Here is a 16,143-nt window from a genome sequence, read left to right on the forward strand (position 1 = left end):
GCGACTCCCGGCCCGTCACTTGCGCAGACGCAGCGCCTCCGCCACCTTCGTCGCACCCTCGGTAACGCCGCGCTGGATGTCCTGCACCACCGTGCTGACCTGGTGCGTCCGCTCGGCGAGGGCCCGGCCCAGCAACTCCGCCCGGGCCGTGATCGGACCCTCGAGCACAGCGCCGGCCGCCTCGTCCTCGGCGAGGAAGGGCAGCAGCCAGTCGTCCACCTCGGCCAGCGGCCCGTCCTCGAGCGTGTAGAAGCGGTGCTGGCCGCTCTCGCGCACCGTCACGAGCCCTGTCTCGCGCAGCACCTTGAGGTGCTTGGAGACGGTGGGCTGGCTCACTTCGAGACGAGCGACGATCCGCGAGACGCTGATGCCCTCGGTCGCGCCCTCGCGCCGCTGCTCGAGCAGCAGGGCGAGGATGTCGCGGCGCGTGCCGTCCGCGATCACCCCAAAGATGTCAGCCATGCCCCCAGGCTAGTCAGCGCCCCAATCGGCTAGTCAGCGCCCCAGTCGCGGGGCACCGAGCGGGTAGCATGGCCGCGATCGAGTGGAGGATCCGCGGTGGTGGTTCGGCAGCAGTTCCGCAGCCCCGTGGGCGTCTCGCCTGTCTCCCCCTGGTCGGGGTTCGAGCGGGCCCGCGACCTCATCGACGACTTCGCCGGACGCTCACCGTCCCGTTTCGCGATCCTCATCTTCTCGGCACTCGTCCTCATCTTCACTCTGCTGTTCTCGCTGCCCGTGTCGAGCACCACCGACACCGTCACTCCGCTGCACGACGCCTTTTTCACCGCGATGTCAGTGATCTGCGTCACCGGGCTCGCAACAGTGGACATGGCGACGCACTGGTCGGCGTTCGGGCACTCGATCATCTTCATCGGCGTCAATATCGGCGCGCTTGGAGTCCTCACTCTCGCCTCGATCATGGGCCTGGCGATTTCGCGCCGCCTCGGGCTCCGCGCGAAGCTCATGGTCGCCAGCGACTCCAATCCGCTGCGGATCCACTCCGGGCCGGTCGCCGAGGGCCAAGCCGTGCGCCTGGGCGAGATCGGCGGGCTACTCGCCACCGTCGCGATCAGCGCCGCCGCGATCGAGATCGTCGTGGCGCTGCTGCTGTTCCCGCGGATGCTGATCGACGGTATTCCGATCGGCGAGGCCATCTGGCACTCCTTCTATTACTCCGCGATGGCCTTCACGAACACCGGCTTCGCGCCTAACGCCGCGGGCCTGACACCGTTCGAGGACGACTACTGGTTTTTGGGGATCCTGATGGTCGGCGTCTTCCTCGGAGCCATCGGTTTCCCCGTGATCTATGCCTTCTCGCGCGGCTGGAGGCGCCCGCGCAAGTGGTCGGTGCACGTCAAGCTGACGCTGGTCACCTCCGTGATCCTGCTCGTGGCCGGCGCCGTCCTCTATATCGTGCTCGAATTCGACAACCCGAAGACCTTCGGCAGCCTGGATGCGGGAGACACCGTCTTCCAGTCCTTCTTCCTCTCGACGATGACACGCTCCGGCGGGTTCTCGACGATCTCGGTTCCCGACCTCAACGGGTCCAGCCTGCTCGTGACCGACATGCTGATGTTCATCGGCGGCGGATCGGCCTCGACCGCGGGCGGGATCAAGGTCACCACCCTCGCGATCCTGTTCCTGGCCGCCTTCGCCGAGGCGCGCGGCAACAACGATATGGAGGCGTTCGGTCGCCGGATCCCGAACGACGTGCTGCGCCTGGCCGTTTCGGTCGTGTTGTGGGGAGCGACGACGGTCGCCGTGTCCTCGGTCCTGATCCTGCACATCACCAAGGCCTCGCTCGACCAGGTGCTCTTCGACGTCATCTCCGCCTTCGCCACCTCCGGGCTCTCGTCAGGGCTGACCGCCGAGCTGCCGCCGTCCGGGGCGTACATCCTTGCGCTCACGATGTTCATGGGCCGCGTTGGTACCGTGACTCTCGCCGCCGCACTCGCCGCGAGCCAGCGGAGGCAGTTGTTCAGACGACCGGAAGAGAGGCCCATCGTTGGTTGACCGCATCAGGTACGACGCCCCGGTGCTGGTGATCGGCCTCGGGCGCTTCGGAGCAGCCACGGCGGGCCAGCTCGACCGTCTCGACCGCGAGGTCCTCGCCATCGACGCCGACGCCGGGCTCGTGCAGAAGTGGTCGGAGCGGGTCACCCACGCGGTGCAGGCCGACGCACGTTCCCTCGACGCACTCGCTCAGATCGGCGCGCAGGACTTCCAGGTCGCCGTTGTCGCGGTCGGCTCCTCGATCGAGGCCTCCGTGCTGATCACCGCGAACCTCGTCGACCTCAAGATCCCGCAGATCTGGGCGAAAGCGATCTCGCGCTCGCACGGCAAAATCCTCGAGCGGATCGGCGCGAACCACGTCATCTACCCCGAGGCGGAGGCGGGCGAGCGAGTGGCGCACCTGGTCTCGGGCCGCATGCTCGACTTCATCGAGTTCGACGACGACTTCGTGCTCGCCAAGATGTACCCGCCGAAGCCGATTCGCGGCTTGACTCTCACGGAGTCGGGCGTGCGCCGCAAGCACCGCGTCACGGTCGTCGGCGTCAAGAGTCCCGGCAAGCCCTTCACCTACGCGACCGAGCAGACCGTCGTCTCGAACCACGACCTCATCGTCGTCAGCGGTACCCCCGGCGACATCGAGCGCTTCGCAGCCCTCGGCTCCTGACCCCCCTCCCCCTCCCCGCCTCCTCCCTCCTCCCCCTCCCCATCCCGCGAGATGCCACTTATGTGCGCCTCCCCCGGCGTGTCGCCCTCATAAGTGGCATCTCGCGGGGCGGAGGAGGGGGCGGGGAGGAGGGCGGGGGAGGAGGGGGGAGGAGGGGGCGGGCGGGTTAGGGGCGGCGAGCTCGCGGGCGCGGGCCAGGGCGGCGTCGGTCGCGCGGGTGAAGAGTGCGGCGAGGTCCGCCTCTTGCAGGACCGCGACGGCCCGCTCGGTGGTGCCCTTCGGGCTCGTGACGCGGCGGCGCAGCTCAGCGGGCTCCTCGCCGGAGTGGACGAGCAGCTCAGCGGCGCCCCGGAAAGTGCCGACCACCATGATCGACGCCTGCTCCGGAGTGAAGCCCTTCGCGAGCGCGGCGGCGATCAGCTCCTCGATCAGCAGGAACACGTAGGCCGGTCCCGATCCCGAGATCGTCGAGAGTGCGTCGAGCTGCGACTCCGGCACCTCGACCACGTCACCGACCGTCTCGAACAGGCGGCGCACGAGCGCCAGGTCCTCCCCACTCGACCGGGTGCCCGCGCTGAGGCCCGTCACGGCACGGCCGACGACCGCGGGAGTGTTCGGCATTGAGCGCAGCACGGCGACCGACGCGGGCAGGTGCTGCTCGAACGTCGCCACCGTCACTCCGGCCGCGACGCTGACCACCACGGTGCCCGGAGCGAGCGCGTCCGCGATCTCGTCGAGCAGATCGGGCACCAGGTGCGGCTTGACGGCCACGAGCACGATCGCCGCGCCCTCGACCGCGCGCCGGTTGGCCTCGGCGGTGTCGGCGGTGGCGAACGCGGTGACCACGGGGTGGCCGTCCCAGGCGGCGGCCTTCGCGGAGTCGCGATTGGTCACCCGCACGCCCCCCTCGACGCGCACGCCAGGGTCCAGCAGGCCCGTCAGGATCGCGCCTCCCATCGAGCCGGCGCCGAGGACGGCGATGGACGGGAGCAGTACGGGCGTATCGGTCACGCCGCTCATCCTATGAACAGCCCAGCGAGTACGGGCATCCGCGGTCGGTCCGGCGCCTCATAGGATGGCCCGACTATCTAGCGGCGAGCCCGAGGAGACCACATGAGCGTATCCGGAGGCGGCACCGCGATCATCGCGGCACTCACGGCCAACCTCGGCATCGCGCTGACGAAGTGCGTCGCCTGGTTCTTCTCCGGATCCGCCTCGATGCTGGCCGAGGGCGTGCATTCGCTCGCCGACTCCGGCAACCAGCTACTCCTGCTGCTCGGTGGCCGTCGGTCCAGGAGGGCCCCCGACGAGGAGCACCCGTTCGGCTACGGACGCGAGCGCTACGTCTCCGCCTTCGTCGTCTCGATCATTCTGTTCTCGGTCGGCGGCGTTTTCTCGCTCTACGAGGGCATCGAGAAGATCGCCGAGCCGCACGAGCTCGAGAACGCCTGGCTGCCGATCCTGGTCCTGGTGATCTCGATCTGCCTCGAGGACGTTGCCGCGCTCACCGGCCTGACGTTCGCGCTGCTCGGAGTCGGGCTGAGCGTGATCACCGGCGACTCGGTCTACGACGCGATCGGCACGATCATGATCGGCACCCTGCTGATCGTCGTGGCGATCGTCCTCGGGGTCGAGACGAAGAGCGTGCTGGTCGGCGAGGGGGCGACTTCCGCCAACGTCGCTTCGATCCGCGCCGCGCTCGAGGGCGGGCATGATGTCGAGCGCGTGATCCACCTGCGCACCCTGCACCTCGGGCCCGACGAGATCCTCGCCGCCGCGAAGCTCGCGTTCCCGGCCGCCGACACCCTCGGGCATGTCGCCGCCGGGATCGACACGGCGGAGCAGCGCGTCCGCGAGGCGGTCCCCACGGCGACCACGATCTCCCTCGAACTGGACGTCGACCGTGGGCGGGCGGCGACGGCGCCGTCTCGACCTGCCGTCGTCAGTACCGCGACTCCCTGCACCGCGGCTCCGCGCGCCGCGCCGTCAGCTGCCGCCCCGACTGCACCGCACGAGAGTGCCTGACGTGCGGCGGGCACTGGCGATCGTCAACGAGCGCGGTGCCGGCCTCGGCGCGCTCGAGCCGATGATGACGGCGGAGGGGTTCACGGTCGAGGCCGTCGCCGGGACGGATCTCGACGCGATCGACATCCTCGCCCCCGATCTCGTCATCACGCTCGGCTCCAGCGCCGGCGTCTACGAGACCTCTCGGCACCCCTTCATCAACCCCGAGATCGCCCTCCTGCAGGACCGGTTGCATCACCGCCGTCCCACACTCGGCGTCTGCTTCGGCGCGCAACTGATCGCCTCGGCCCTCGGCGAGTCAGTGCATCCCGGAGCGACCCGCGAGGTCGGCTTTCGCTCCGTCGTGCTGACGGAGGCGGGCGCGCGCTCCCCGCTGCGGCACTTCGCCGGCGTCGACGTCATGCAGTGGCACGGCGACACCTTCGCTCTGCCGGTCGGAGCCGCGCTGCTGGCCTCGTCACCGGCGGGCGAGGTGGAGGCGTTCGCGGTCGAGGACTGGCTCCTCGCCGTGCAGTTCCACCCGGAGCTCACCGGCACGATGGCGGCGCAGTGGCTCGAAGGTGACGGGGACTACGCGGGAGCGGCGGGCTACGACGCGGCGGTTCTCGCCGGCGACCTCGCGGTCGGCCGTTTCGAGCGGATGCACGCGGCGACGCGGCTCGCACTCGCCGAGTGGCTGCGCGCTGCGAGCGGAGGGCGGTCGCCGTCAGCGGCGGGAGGCGAAGAAGTCGAGCAGTAGTCGCGAGCTCTCCTCGGCACGAACGCCGGGGTACACCTCGACCACATGATTGTGCCGGCGGTCGCGGAGGAGGTCGTGCACCGATCCCGACGCCCCGGCCTTCTCATCCCATGCTCCGAACACGACCCGCTCGATCCGTGCCGCGAGGATCGCACCCGCGCAGAGCACACACGGCTCCAGGGTGACCACCAGCGTGCAGCCCTCGAGATGCCAGTCGCCTCGAGCCTGCGCCGCCGCGCGGATCGCGATCACCTCGGCGTGCGCCGTCGGATCCCGGCGCAGCTCCCGCTCATTGCGCCCGAGCCCGAGCACGGCGCCCTCCGAGTCGAGCACCACCGCGCCCACCGGGACGTCTCCCCACCCACAGGCCCGACGGGCCTCGTCGAGAGCCAAGCCCATCCACTCGTCGGAGTGCGGAGGGACGCGCAGATCGCTGTCGCGCATCGGTCCCCCTCCTGCGGCGGCGGCTCCGCTCGGGCCGGTCAGCATTACTGCGGCCAGTAGATTGAGCTTATGCGCGTCCACGTAGCCGACCACCCGCTGATCACCCATAAGCTCACCGTGCTGCGTGACAAGCGCACCCCCTCCCCCACCTTCCGGCAGCTCGCCGAAGAGTTGATGACGCTTCTGGCCTATGAGGCGACCCGCGGCGTCCGCACGCGCACCGTCACCATCGAGACTCCCGTGACGCAGACCACCGGTCTCGCGCTCAGCGACCCGCAGCCGCTCGTCGTCCCGATCCTCCGCGCAGGCCTGGGGATGCTCGGGGGCATGGTCAAGCTGATCCCCACCGCCGAGGTCGGCTTTCTGGGCATGGCGCGCAACGAGGAGACCCTCGAGCCGACCACGTACGCCGAGCGACTCCCCGAGGACCTATCGAACCGGCAGTGCTTCGTGCTGGACCCGATGCTCGCGACCGGCGGCTCACTCATCGCCGCCATTCAGTTCCTCTTCGACCGCGGGGCCGTGGATGTCACCGCCGTCTGCCTCCTCGCCGCCCCCGAGGGACTGACCGCGGTCGAAAAGGCCTCCGGCGACCGCGACGTGACCATCGTCCTCGGCTCCCTCGACGAGAAGCTCAACGAGCTCGGTTACATCGTCCCCGGCCTGGGTGACGCGGGCGACCGCCTCTACGGCCTGGCGGGCTGAGCCCGCGGGCTGCGGAGCCCGCGTCCGAAACAGGCCGTGCGAGCGGGCCGGGCCCCCGTTCCCCTCTCCCAGCCCTGACCCACGTTCCGCGCCAGAGCGGTCGCTGACCCTCCGTGCGTCTCTACTCTCGTGACAGTCACTCACGAAGGAGGCGCGATGGAGTTTCGCTTCGACGACGCGACAGCCGACAATCTGATCCGCACAGTAGAAGACGCCAGCGATTCGCTGAGGGACCACGGGATCGCCTGGGGCGGCGCGATGGGCACGGCCCTGCAGCATTTTGCCGGCCCGTACGCCGATCTGTTCCGCTCAGCCTGCATCATCGGCTCCGATAATCGGGTCGGCCTCTCCCGGTCGCTCTGGGACCTGGCCGACCGTGTCCGCGAGACGTCGCAGGCAGCGCAGAAGGAACGGGCTCGAATCACGGCTCTCGATGCCTGGAGGGTGCGCGAGGCCGAGCGGGAGCAGCGGCGACGTGCCCATCCGCTCGCCGGCCTCGGCGTGCAGCCCGACGAGGGGATGCTGGTCGATCCGCGTCCGTCCGAGGACCGGATTCCTGCGCCGGTCCTCAACGCCGGCTACGCGATCCAGGAACCGCCGCGAACGACGACGCAGTATTCGGGCCCGCTCGGGCACGGCAGGACCTCCGCGGACCCGGACGACCTCGTCATCTACGCATCGACGGCGCGGGCGTTCGGCGCGCTGATGCAGGAGCGGCTGACCAGCGTCCGCGCCTCCTGGGCGTCCTTCACGGACGAGTGCTCCTGGGTCCCGATCGAGAACTGCACCTTCCTGAACGCCTTCGACCGCTTCGTGACCGTGAACGGCGAGGAGGCCAGCTGGGTCGAGGCGATCGCCGATGCATTCCGCGCGGCCGGAGGTGGTTCCCTCTCCTCGCCGGGTCTCAATCTCGCTCAAACCCGGTTCGCTCCCCCCACCGATCAGGCGCTGCGAGCCATCCTCGCGTCCGTCCCCGCGGAAGACCTCGCGGCGATGCTCGCGGCGTCGCCCGCTCTGGCCGCGCAGATCCAGAGGATGCCACCCGCCGTCGTGCACGAGTGGTGGCAGAGCCTTGACCCCGCAGCCGACTCCGGCGATCCGTTCTCGTCCCGGCAACACGAGCTGCTGACGGCGCTGCCGCTGCTGATCGGGAATCTCGAGGGGATTCCCTACGGTGCCCGGTCGGTGGCGAACGCGTCCCGTCTCGAGGCGGAGCTCACGAGCCTGACCGCCGAGCGGGACGCCCTGCGCGCGATCACTCCGGGCACGGGCAGTGCCGACGCCGTGGGGCCGGCTCTCGCGGACCTCGAGCGACGACTCGCCGTCCTCGCGAACATCCACGACTCCCTGACGTCCTTCGAAGGCCGGAACCCCAGGTTCCTGATCTCGCTGACCGACGACGACCCGCCCCTGGCCGCGGTCTCGATCGGCGACCTCGACACCGCGACCGACGTCACCTACGCGGTCCCCGGCATGGGGCAGACGACCGCGACGACGACCGACTGGACGAGGGCCTCGCAGAACCTGCAGTCGCTGCTGCCGCCGGGGCACGCGGTCGTCGCCTGGATCGGCTACGAGACGCCGCCCAATCCGATCGGCGTCGACCTCGACATGTCGGTGCTCACGACCGACGACGCGGTCGCCGGCGCGACCCGCCTCGCCGCCGCTCTCGGCGGACTCGCCGCCGTCCGCGGGGACTCGATCCCCCACCCGAACGTCGTCGCGCACTCCTACGGCAGCACGGTCGCCGCCGTCGCGGCGACCCGACCGGACGTGCAGCTCGGCGCCCTGATCACCCTCGGCTCCGCGGGGCTCCCCGATTCCGTCGACAACGCATCCGATCTGCACGCCGACGGCGTCTATGCCGGCCAGGGCCGCCCCAAGTTCCCCGGTGAGAAAAGCAGCGGCGACGAACTGGCCTATCTGGGACGGGGGTTGAGCGAGGATCACCACGTCAATCCCATCCTGCCGGGATTCGGAGCCCAGGTCTTCGGAGTGGAGAACGGCGGCGACAAGGGTCGGCCGGTCTCGGCCCACGGAGCACTGGAGAGCGATACGGGCGACAGGGCGGGGTACTTCGACCAAAACACCGAGTCGCTGTTAAATGTCGCCGCAATTCTCAACGGGAACCTGAACGCCGTGACTGAGTACAAGCCCCTCGGGCCCACAGGAGTGCAGGAAAAGGCGGGAAGGTTATTCGATGGCGACCCGAACTAAGAGGGGACGGGGCGCTACAGCAGCGAGCATTTTCGCCGCAGTCCTTCTTCTAATGTCCGCCTGCGCCGCCGAAAAACCGGAGGAACCGACACCGATGAACACCATGACACCCACCGAGGGACGCACCGCGCTCCTCGCGTTCGTCAAAGACACCACCCAACAGCTCGATGTGACGGGCTGGTGGCCCAAATCCGGAGGCGCGGCACCCGACAGCTGCGGACTCGGCGGCGGAGAAAAAGGCGCCAGCTACAGCTTCAACTATTGGGCGCCCCGCGGAACCGATCCCGCCGGCGACGCCCAGAAGGTCGCCACCTACTGGGAATCCCTCGGCATGAGCGTCCGCATCGCCGACTCCACCCCCTGGCCCACCGTCTACGGCGAAGGCGGCCCCGTCCTGCGCGCCGCATTCGACACCCATTCCTCAGAAGACACCTACCTCGTCACCGCGGTCGCACGCTGCGCTCCCGGCGACGCCATCGCCCTCCTCAAAGAGGACAACGCGCAGCGCGCCGCGGGAATCGTCGTCCCCGGAGACGAAGGGGCCGTCCAACGGTGGGACCCAAAGAAGAAATACACCCTCGAACCCGTCGCCCCCGCCACCACCCCGCCCAAACCCAAACCCGAACCCGATCCCGACGAGCCCGAGCAATGACCTCACCATCCGACACGGGCCACGGAGCACGCCCACAGTGACCAGGACTCCTCCACGACGAGGTACCGCCGCGGCAAGCGTTCTCGCCGTGGTCCTTCTTCTGATGTCCGCCTGCGCCGCCGAAAAACCGGAGGAACCCACACCGATGAACACCACGACACCCACCGAGGGACGCACCGCGCTCATCGCCTTCGTCAAAGACACCACCCAACAGCTCGATGTGACGGGCTGGTGGCCGAAATCCGGAGGCGCGGCACCCGACAGCTGCGGACTCGGCGGCGGAGAAAAAGGCGCCAGCTACAGCTTCGACCATTGGGCGCCCCGCGGAACCGATCCCGCCGGCGACGCCCGAAAGGTTGCCACCTATTGGGAATCCCTCGGCATGAGCGTCCGCATCGCCGACTCCACCCCCTGGCCCAGAGTGTTCGGCGAAGGCGGCCCCGTCCTGCGTGCCGCATTCGACACCGAAGCCGCCGAAGACACCTACCGGGTCGGCGCAACCGCACGCTGCGCTCCCGGCGACGCCATCGCCCTCCTCAAAGAGGACAACGCACAACGCGCCGCCGGAATCGTCGTCCCCGGAGACGAGGGCACCGTCCCCCGGTGGGACCCAAAGAAGAAATACACCCTCGAACCCGTCGCCCCCGCCACCACCCCGCCCAAACCCAAACCCGATCCCGACGAGCCCGAGCAATGACCTCACCATCCGACACGGGCCGCGGAGCACGCCGACAGTGACCAGGACTCTTCTACGACAAGCCGTCGCCGGGGCGAGCGTTCTCGCCGCAGTCCTTCTTCTGACGTCCGCCTGCACAGCCGAGGATCCGGAGGAACCCACACCGATGAACACCACGACACCCACCGAGGGACGCACCGCGCTCATCGCCTTCGTCAAAGACACCACCCAACAGCTCGATGTGACGGGCTGGTGGCCCAAATCCGGAGGCGCGGCACCCGACAGCTGCGGACTCGGCGGCGGAGAAAAAGGCGCCAGCTACAGCTTCGACCATTGGGCGCCCCGCGGAACCGATCCCGCCGGCGACGCCCAGAAGGTCGCCACATACTGGGAAACCCTCGGCATGAGCGTCCGCATCGCCGACTCCACCCCCTGGCCCACCGTCTACGGCGAAGGCGGCCCCGTCCTCCGCGCCGACTTCGACACCCATTCCGCCGAAGACACCTACCGGATCGGTGCCGTCGCACGCTGCGCGCCCGGCGACGCCATCGCCCTCCTCAAAGAGGACAACGCGCAACGCGCCGCCGGCATCGTCGTCCCCGGAGACGAAGGCACCATCCCCCGGTGGGACCCGAAGAAGAAATACACCCTCGAACCCGTCACACCCACGGAATGACGGGTGCTGCGGCTGAGGACAGTCGTCGCAGTGCATCGTGGCGCCCCGCCTCCACACACGGACATGTTGACGCGCGGCACCAGCCTGGGCTTTACTGTCGAGCATGACTGACACCCTGCACGCCCTGACCTCCCTCGAGGCCTCCGGGAATGCCGGCATGATGATGGCCGGTGGCCCCGTCATGTGCTGTCGAATGTGTGCATGAGGAACTGACCTCGCCGGGTCCCCGCACAGCCTCCGCCCGCTGATCCTTTCGATCGGCTGAGCGTCGTAGGCGCGGATGATCCCCTGGATGCCCCGCATCCGTCTCTGCCGTCACCGCGCTTCGCGGGTCGGCTCGATCGCGCACACCCGGATCCGCCCCTGGACACTCGTCCCGGATCCGACCAGCCAAGGACTTGTCATGACCCTCCTCCACCCCCGTACCGTCCCCACCGCCGCCACGACAGCCGCCTCCCGGCTCCAGCCGATCGGCGACGCCGCCCCCGCCGCACCACGCCTCCGCGCCGTCCCCCAGGGGACCGAGGCCCGCGGATTCGCCCTCTACGTCGGCATCGACGAGGCCAAGGCCCGCGCCGCCGGACTCGACCTGGGTCGCCTAGTCGAAGAGCTCAAGCGCATTACCGCCCAGCTCGCCCCCGACGCCGAGACCTACGCCTCCGTCGCTCTCGCTCCGCAGGGCGTCGGCGGCCGTGATGTCGACGTGGTCCGCCTCGCGCTCCAGGACCCCGCCGCCGTCGCCAAGCGCCGCGCCGACGCCGAACCCGACCCTGATCGCGTGCCCGGCGGAGTCGTCATTGACATCTCTCGTAAGCGCGTCGTTCTCGATGACGAGACCACCGCTCTCACCTACAAGGAGTTCGAGCTCCTCCAGTACCTCGTGCTCCGCGAGGGCCGCACCATCGAGCGCACCGAGCTCATCGCCTCCCTGTGGGGCGCCACCGACGACGACGCACCCAACGAGCGCACCATCGACGTCCACGTCCGTCGGCTCCGGGCCAAGCTCGGCCGCTACGAGGAGATCGTGCGCACCGTCCGCGGCGTCGGCTACCGCTTCGATCGCCACGCGGACGTCGCCATCCGGTACGCCTCCACGCCGTCGCCGGATCTGTTCTGAGTCGTCGAGGGGAGTCCCGCGTCGCGCCGGGGCAGGGCAACCGGTACGGCCTCGGCCGGCGGGCAGCTGTGCGAGGGGCTCAGGGACGTCCCAGGAAATAAAGGGTTGCACCGTTACCGGGTCGTTATATAGTTCACCTGCGTCAACCGTTTGCTGTGGCGGAGAAGCGCGAAAAGTGATTGCAGGACACTCTTGGTGCAAGGGAAAGAAGGCCGGCCGCTCGCCTCAGCGGCCGGCCTTCTGTCGTTCCCGGGCGACCGCCTCCTCCTCAGCTGCGACCATCTGCCCGCGGCGTAGGCTGTACGGCGTCTGGATGCCGGGAATCGCTTCCTGGGCGACGAAGGAGGACCAGTGGGGTCGAGAGAGGCCGTCGCAGCATGGGAAGCACTCTTCCGCGCTCAGGTCCATGTGATGCGAGCCCTGAGCACCGAATTCCCCTCGCGGGAGATCTCGATGAACGAGTACGACGTCCTCTTCAACCTCACTCGGCAGCCCGAGCGGCGCGCGCGCCTGCGCGATCTTAACCGGCACGTCCTGCTGACGCAGCCCAGCGTCAGCCGGCTGATCGACCGGCTTGCGGCTCGCGGCTGCGTCGAGAAGAGCGAGGACCCGGCGGATGCGCGCGGCACGATCATCACCATCACCGACGAGGGCTACGCGCTCTTCCGGCGCGTCGCGCTCACTCATATGAGGACCATCTCGGAGCAAGTCGGCGGAGCGCTCGAGGAGGACGAGCTGCGGCAACTGGCCGCACTCTGCGACAAGCTCCGCGACGGCATCGCCACTCCGTGATCCGCTTCTGCTAGCACGGGCCGCAGCGCCCGACTAGGTCTTCGCCGGGGCGCGGAACTCGCGGAATCATGGGGCCACCATGAGTGACACCTCCCCCACCCTTGTCTGGCTCCGCGACGATCTGCGCCTGGCCGACAACCCCGCTCTGCGCGCCGCAATCGACCGCGGCGGCGAGATCGCGGTCTGCTACGTGCTCGATGAGGAGTCGGCGGGGATCCGGCCATTCGGGGGCGCCTCCCGCTGGTGGCTGCACGGCAGCCTCGCAGCCCTCGCCGCCGACCTGCACGAGCACGGAGCGGCGCTGATCCTGCGCCGAGGACCGGCCGAGGCCGTCGTCCTGCAGCTCGCCGACGAGATCGGTGCCGGAGCCGTGCACTGGAACCGCCGCTACGGAAAGGCCGAGCGCATCGTCGACGCGGCGGTGAAGGAGTCGCTCCGCAACGGTGGACGCGAGGCCGAGAGCCACCAGGGCTCCCTGCTGTTCGAGCCGTGGACGGCGCAGACCGGCGCTGGCGGCCCGTACTCCGTCTACACGCCCTTCGCGCGCGCCTGCCGCGCCAAGCAGACACCGCGGGCGCCGCTGCCCCGTCCCCGCTCGCTCGACGGCGTCACAGGCGACGTCGCCTCCGATTCCCTCGACGACTGGGAGCTGCTGCCCGCGCATCCCGACTGGGCAGGAGGACTGCGCGAGCGCTGGGTTCCCGGCGAGAAGGCGGCGGCCGACCGGCTGCGCGCGTTCCTCGCGGAGCAGCTCGACGACTACGCCGACGGCCGCGACCAGCCCGCCGAGGACGCCACCTCGAACCTCTCGCCGCACCTGCGGTGGGGCGAGATCAGTCCGTTCCAGGTGTGGCACGCGCTGGAGGAGGCGCACACGAAGGGGCTGCACCGCGGCGACGGCAGCGACCGGTTCCTGTCCGAGCTGCTCTGGCGGGAGTTCTGCTACCACCTGCTGTTCCACTGGCCGGACCTGGCGACCGCAAACTTCGACACCCGGTTCGACTCGTTCCCGTGGGGCCGCCCCGGTCAGGAGGCGATCGACGCCTGGCACCGGGGCCGCACCGGCTACCCGCTGGTGGACGCCGGCATGCGCGAGCTCTGGAACACCGGCTACATGCACAACCGGGTCCGGATGGTGACCGCTTCGTTCCTGATCAAGAATCTGCTGGTCGACTGGCGGGTGGGCGAGGACTGGTTCTGGGACACCCTCGTCGACGCGGATCCGGCGAGCAACGCCGCGAATTGGCAATGGGTAGCGGGCTCCGGAGCCGACGCGTCGCCGTTCTTCCGAGTCTTCAACCCGGTCACCCAGTCGAAGAAGTTCGATCCGGCCGGAGCGTACATCCGCGACAATGTGCCCGAATTGAGCGAGGTGGAGGGCGCAGCCGTGCACGAGCCGTGGACGCTCGAGGACACGCTCACTGGCGGTCCGGACGCCTACCCCGCACCGATACTCGACCTCAAGGAGACACGGGCCCACGCGCTCGACGCTTTCGCTCAAATCAAGAGCGCTCCACGCGACATCACGCCTCGAGGAGGCGACTGATCGGCGCGGGTCAGAGCTGGGTGGACGGATCGGTGAAAAAGCCCGACTCGGCGAGTGCGTCCTCCGTGCGGCCCTGCGCGCGCAGGTCGCGGGCGGGGATGCCGACGAGTATCGCTCCGTCGGGCGCATCCTTCACCACGACGGCGTTCGCACCCACGCTGACGTCGGAGCCGAGCACGACCGGGCCCAACACAACCGCGCCCGCTCCCACGACCACTCGATCGCCGAGCGTGGGATGTCGACGCTCGCGCCGCGCCGACTTCCCGCCCAACGTGACGCCGTGATAGAGCATGCAATCGTCGCCGATCCGCGCGGTCTCCCCGATGACCACTCCCATGCCGTGGTCAATGAAAAGGCGCCGCCCGATCCTCGCACCGGGGTGGATCTCGACTCCAGTCGCAGCACGCGCCGCCTGACTGAGCAGCCGGGCGGGCAGGCGCAGACCGCGCCGCCACCAGGCGTGCGCGACGCGGTGCAGCCAGATCGCGTGGACGCCCGGGTAGGCGAGAACGACCTCCACCGCGCTGCGGGCGGCAGGGTCACGCTCGCGGGCGGTCCGGACGTCCTCGCGGAGCCGGGCGAGCACCCCGGAATGTTCCGGCCCGAACACGACGCGGCGGTCGCGTCCGGGGCGGGGCGTCCCGCCGTGGTTCGAGGCCCTCAGCTGCGGAGGTCCTCGTAGAGGACGGTAGAGATGTACCGCTCGCCGAAGTCGCACACGATGGCAACGATGGTCTTACCGGCGTTCTCGGGGCGCTTCGCGACCTCGAGCGCGGCCCACATGATCGAACCGGAGGAGATGCCGCCGAGGATGCCCTCCTGCGCGGCCATCTCGCGGGCCACCCGCACGGAGTCGTCGAGCGTGACGTCGATGATCTCGTCGTAGACCTCGCGGTCGAGGATCGCGGGAACGAAGTTGGCGCCGATGCCCTGGATCTTGTGCGGACCGGCAGTGCCCTGGGTGAGGAGCGGGGAATCAATCGGCTCTACTCCGACGATCTGCACGCCGGGCTTGCGCTCCTTGAGCACCTGACCTACTCCGGTGATGGTGCCACCGGTGCCGATGCCGGCCACGAAGACATCGACCTCGCCGTCGGTGTCCTCCCAGACCTCCTCGGCCGTGGTGCGGCGGTGCACCTCCGGATTAGCAGCGTTCTCGAACTGGCGGGCGAGGATCGCGCCGGGAGTGCTGTTCACGATCGAACGGGCGCGCTCGACCGCACCGCGCATGCCCTCGCTGCCGGGAGTCAGCACGATCTCGGCTCCGTAGGCCCGGAGGAGGACCCGGCGCTCGACGGACATCGTCTCGGGCATCGTGAGGATCACCGAGTAGCCGCGGGCGGCTCCGACCATCGCGAGGGCGATGCCGGTGTTGCCGCTCGTGCCCTCGACGATCGTCCCGCCCGGGGGCAGCTCGCCCGAGGCCTCCGCAGCGTCGATGATCGCGACGCCGATCCGGTCCTTCACGCTGTTCGCCGGGTTGTAGAACTCAAGCTTCGCCAGGACCTTCGCCCGATCAGCGCCCTCGAGGCGGTTGATGCGGACGAGAGGGGTCCTGCCGACGAGCTGGGTCACGTCGTCGTAGATGCGTGCCATAGTGTGCGCTTTCTGCTGGGGCGACCGACCGAGGCCCGGAGCGATCGCTGAATCGGGTGCTGGAGCGCCCAGCGGAAAGGCGCAGTCCCCACGATACGGATGCATCGACTCCAGGTCAGCACCTCGTGCGCGCCCCCTCATGCACATCGCCCGCCAACCCGCATCTCCACCGGGAGGAGGACGCCCTTCGAGCGCAGCCGTCACGTACCATGAGCGCGGGGGATCGCGCGACTGTTCGCGAGGCTCTCGCCACCCTCCCCTGCATCTCCGCGGCCGCTCGC

The 16,143-nt window shown here is 69.4% G+C and carries 17 protein-coding genes; 12 read left to right on the forward strand and 5 right to left on the reverse strand.

Annotated features, from left to right (window positions below; all coding sequences use genetic code 11):
* Positions 1-15 precede the first annotated feature (15 nt).
* The gene (locus tag C1O28_RS10855) at positions 16-462 is read right to left on the reverse strand and encodes an ArsR/SmtB family transcription factor (RefSeq protein ID WP_097165238.1); all 447 of its coding nucleotides are present in this window, start codon (positions 460-462) and stop codon (positions 16-18) included.
* 180 nt (positions 463-642) lie between these two features.
* Here C1O28_RS10855 and C1O28_RS10860 point away from each other — a divergent pair, with 180 nt between their 5' ends.
* Both C1O28_RS10860 and C1O28_RS10865 read left to right on the forward strand, forming a co-directional pair.
* Positions 643-2,013, forward strand: a complete 1,371-nt coding sequence (locus C1O28_RS10860) for a TrkH family potassium uptake protein (protein WP_243392010.1) — start codon at positions 643-645, stop codon at positions 2,011-2,013.
* Positions 2,006-2,677 carry a potassium channel family protein gene (locus C1O28_RS10865; RefSeq protein WP_097165237.1) on the forward strand — a complete coding sequence of 224 codons (672 nt, stop codon included), beginning with the start codon at positions 2,006-2,008 and terminating at the stop codon, positions 2,675-2,677. Before C1O28_RS10860 ends, C1O28_RS10865 begins: the two co-directional genes overlap by 8 nt.
* Before the next feature lie 87 nt (positions 2,678-2,764).
* Here the strand turns inward: C1O28_RS10865 and proC are convergent, their stop codons facing one another.
* Positions 2,765-3,634: a pyrroline-5-carboxylate reductase gene (gene proC, locus C1O28_RS10870; RefSeq protein ID WP_244210535.1), complete on the reverse strand. Its 870-nt coding sequence runs from the start codon at positions 3,632-3,634 to the stop codon at positions 2,765-2,767.
* Between the two features lie 156 nt (positions 3,635-3,790).
* On the opposite strand from proC, the gene C1O28_RS10875 reads away from it, so the two are divergent.
* Positions 3,791-4,702, forward strand: coding sequence for a cation diffusion facilitator family transporter (locus C1O28_RS10875; RefSeq protein ID WP_097165235.1), 912 nt, complete (start codon positions 3,791-3,793; stop codon positions 4,700-4,702).
* A 1-nt stretch (position 4,703) separates the two neighbouring features.
* A complete protein-coding gene (locus C1O28_RS10880; protein WP_097165234.1) occupies positions 4,704-5,441 on the forward strand; it encodes a glutamine amidotransferase-related protein in 738 nt (245 codons plus the stop codon).
* On the opposite strand, the gene C1O28_RS10885 is transcribed toward C1O28_RS10880, so the two are convergent.
* Positions 5,409-5,885: a nucleoside deaminase gene (locus tag C1O28_RS10885; protein ID WP_104334791.1), complete on the reverse strand. Its 477-nt coding sequence runs from the start codon at positions 5,883-5,885 to the stop codon at positions 5,409-5,411. The two genes, C1O28_RS10880 and C1O28_RS10885, sit on opposite strands and share 33 nt — an antisense overlap.
* Positions 5,886-5,954: 69 nt before the next feature.
* Between C1O28_RS10885 and upp the strand changes: the two genes are divergently transcribed.
* The 8 genes from upp (at position 5,955) to C1O28_RS10925 (ending at position 14,266) form a co-directional block, all read left to right on the forward strand.
* Positions 5,955-6,590, forward strand: a complete 636-nt coding sequence (gene upp, locus C1O28_RS10890) for a uracil phosphoribosyltransferase (protein ID WP_097165232.1) — start codon at positions 5,955-5,957, stop codon at positions 6,588-6,590.
* A 156-nt stretch (positions 6,591-6,746) separates the two neighbouring features.
* Entirely contained in the window at positions 6,747-8,807 is a 2,061-nt protein-coding gene (locus C1O28_RS10895; RefSeq protein WP_097165231.1) for an alpha/beta hydrolase, read from the forward strand.
* A gap of 94 nt (positions 8,808-8,901) precedes the next feature.
* Entirely contained in the window at positions 8,902-9,459 is a 558-nt protein-coding gene (locus C1O28_RS10900) for a hypothetical protein (RefSeq protein ID WP_097165230.1), read from the forward strand.
* Between the two features lie 88 nt (positions 9,460-9,547).
* Positions 9,548-10,156: a hypothetical protein gene (locus C1O28_RS10905; RefSeq protein WP_127821500.1), complete on the forward strand. Its 609-nt coding sequence runs from the start codon at positions 9,548-9,550 to the stop codon at positions 10,154-10,156.
* Between the two features lie 145 nt (positions 10,157-10,301).
* On the forward strand, positions 10,302-10,811 hold the full coding sequence (locus C1O28_RS10910) for a hypothetical protein (RefSeq protein WP_097165228.1): 510 nt from the start codon (positions 10,302-10,304) through the stop codon (positions 10,809-10,811).
* 403 nt (positions 10,812-11,214) lie between these two features.
* Complete coding sequence (locus C1O28_RS10915) at positions 11,215-11,928, forward strand: winged helix-turn-helix domain-containing protein (protein ID WP_097165647.1); 714 nt, start codon at positions 11,215-11,217, stop codon at positions 11,926-11,928.
* Between the two features lie 411 nt (positions 11,929-12,339).
* On the forward strand, positions 12,340-12,720 hold the full coding sequence (locus C1O28_RS10920) for a MarR family winged helix-turn-helix transcriptional regulator (RefSeq protein ID WP_097165646.1): 381 nt from the start codon (positions 12,340-12,342) through the stop codon (positions 12,718-12,720).
* Positions 12,721-12,799: 79 nt separating this feature from the next.
* A complete protein-coding gene (locus C1O28_RS10925; protein WP_097165226.1) occupies positions 12,800-14,266 on the forward strand; it encodes a cryptochrome/photolyase family protein in 1,467 nt (488 codons plus the stop codon).
* Between the two features lie 10 nt (positions 14,267-14,276).
* Here C1O28_RS10925 and epsC read toward each other — a convergent pair whose 3' ends face one another.
* Together epsC and cysK are read right to left on the reverse strand one after the other, a co-directional pair.
* Complete coding sequence (gene epsC / locus C1O28_RS10930; protein WP_243391989.1) at positions 14,277-14,852, reverse strand: serine O-acetyltransferase EpsC; 576 nt, start codon at positions 14,850-14,852, stop codon at positions 14,277-14,279.
* A 74-nt stretch (positions 14,853-14,926) separates the two neighbouring features.
* Complete coding sequence (gene cysK / locus C1O28_RS10935) at positions 14,927-15,862, reverse strand: cysteine synthase A (RefSeq protein WP_097165645.1); 936 nt, start codon at positions 15,860-15,862, stop codon at positions 14,927-14,929.
* Positions 15,863-16,143: the final 281 nt, after the last annotated feature.

The sequence above is a fragment of the Rathayibacter rathayi genome, from assembly GCF_004011095.1.
Lineage (GTDB): Bacteria > Actinomycetota > Actinomycetes > Actinomycetales > Microbacteriaceae > Rathayibacter > Rathayibacter rathayi.

Coding starts and splice junctions, on each gene's coding strand:
- C1O28_RS10925 (WP_097165226.1), top strand. CDS start 12,800: ATGAGTGACACCTCCCCCACCCTTGTCTGGCTCCGCGACGATCTGCGC.
- C1O28_RS10895 (WP_097165231.1), top strand. CDS start 6,747: ATGGAGTTTCGCTTCGACGACGCGACAGCCGACAATCTGATCCGCACA.
- C1O28_RS10885 (WP_104334791.1), bottom strand. CDS start 5,885: ATGCGCGACAGCGATCTGCGCGTCCCTCCGCACTCCGACGAGTGGATG.
- C1O28_RS10910 (WP_097165228.1), top strand. CDS start 10,302: ATGAACACCACGACACCCACCGAGGGACGCACCGCGCTCATCGCCTTC.
- C1O28_RS10915 (WP_097165647.1), top strand. CDS start 11,215: ATGACCCTCCTCCACCCCCGTACCGTCCCCACCGCCGCCACGACAGCC.
- C1O28_RS10920 (WP_097165646.1), top strand. CDS start 12,340: ATGCGAGCCCTGAGCACCGAATTCCCCTCGCGGGAGATCTCGATGAAC.
- C1O28_RS10855 (WP_097165238.1), bottom strand. CDS start 462: ATGGCTGACATCTTTGGGGTGATCGCGGACGGCACGCGCCGCGACATC.
- proC (WP_244210535.1), bottom strand. CDS start 3,634: ATGGGAGGCGCGATCCTGACGGGCCTGCTGGACCCTGGCGTGCGCGTC.
- upp (WP_097165232.1), top strand. CDS start 5,955: ATGCGCGTCCACGTAGCCGACCACCCGCTGATCACCCATAAGCTCACC.
- cysK (WP_097165645.1), bottom strand. CDS start 15,862: ATGGCACGCATCTACGACGACGTGACCCAGCTCGTCGGCAGGACCCCT.
- C1O28_RS10900 (WP_097165230.1), top strand. CDS start 8,902: ATGAACACCATGACACCCACCGAGGGACGCACCGCGCTCCTCGCGTTC.
- C1O28_RS10875 (WP_097165235.1), top strand. CDS start 3,791: ATGAGCGTATCCGGAGGCGGCACCGCGATCATCGCGGCACTCACGGCC.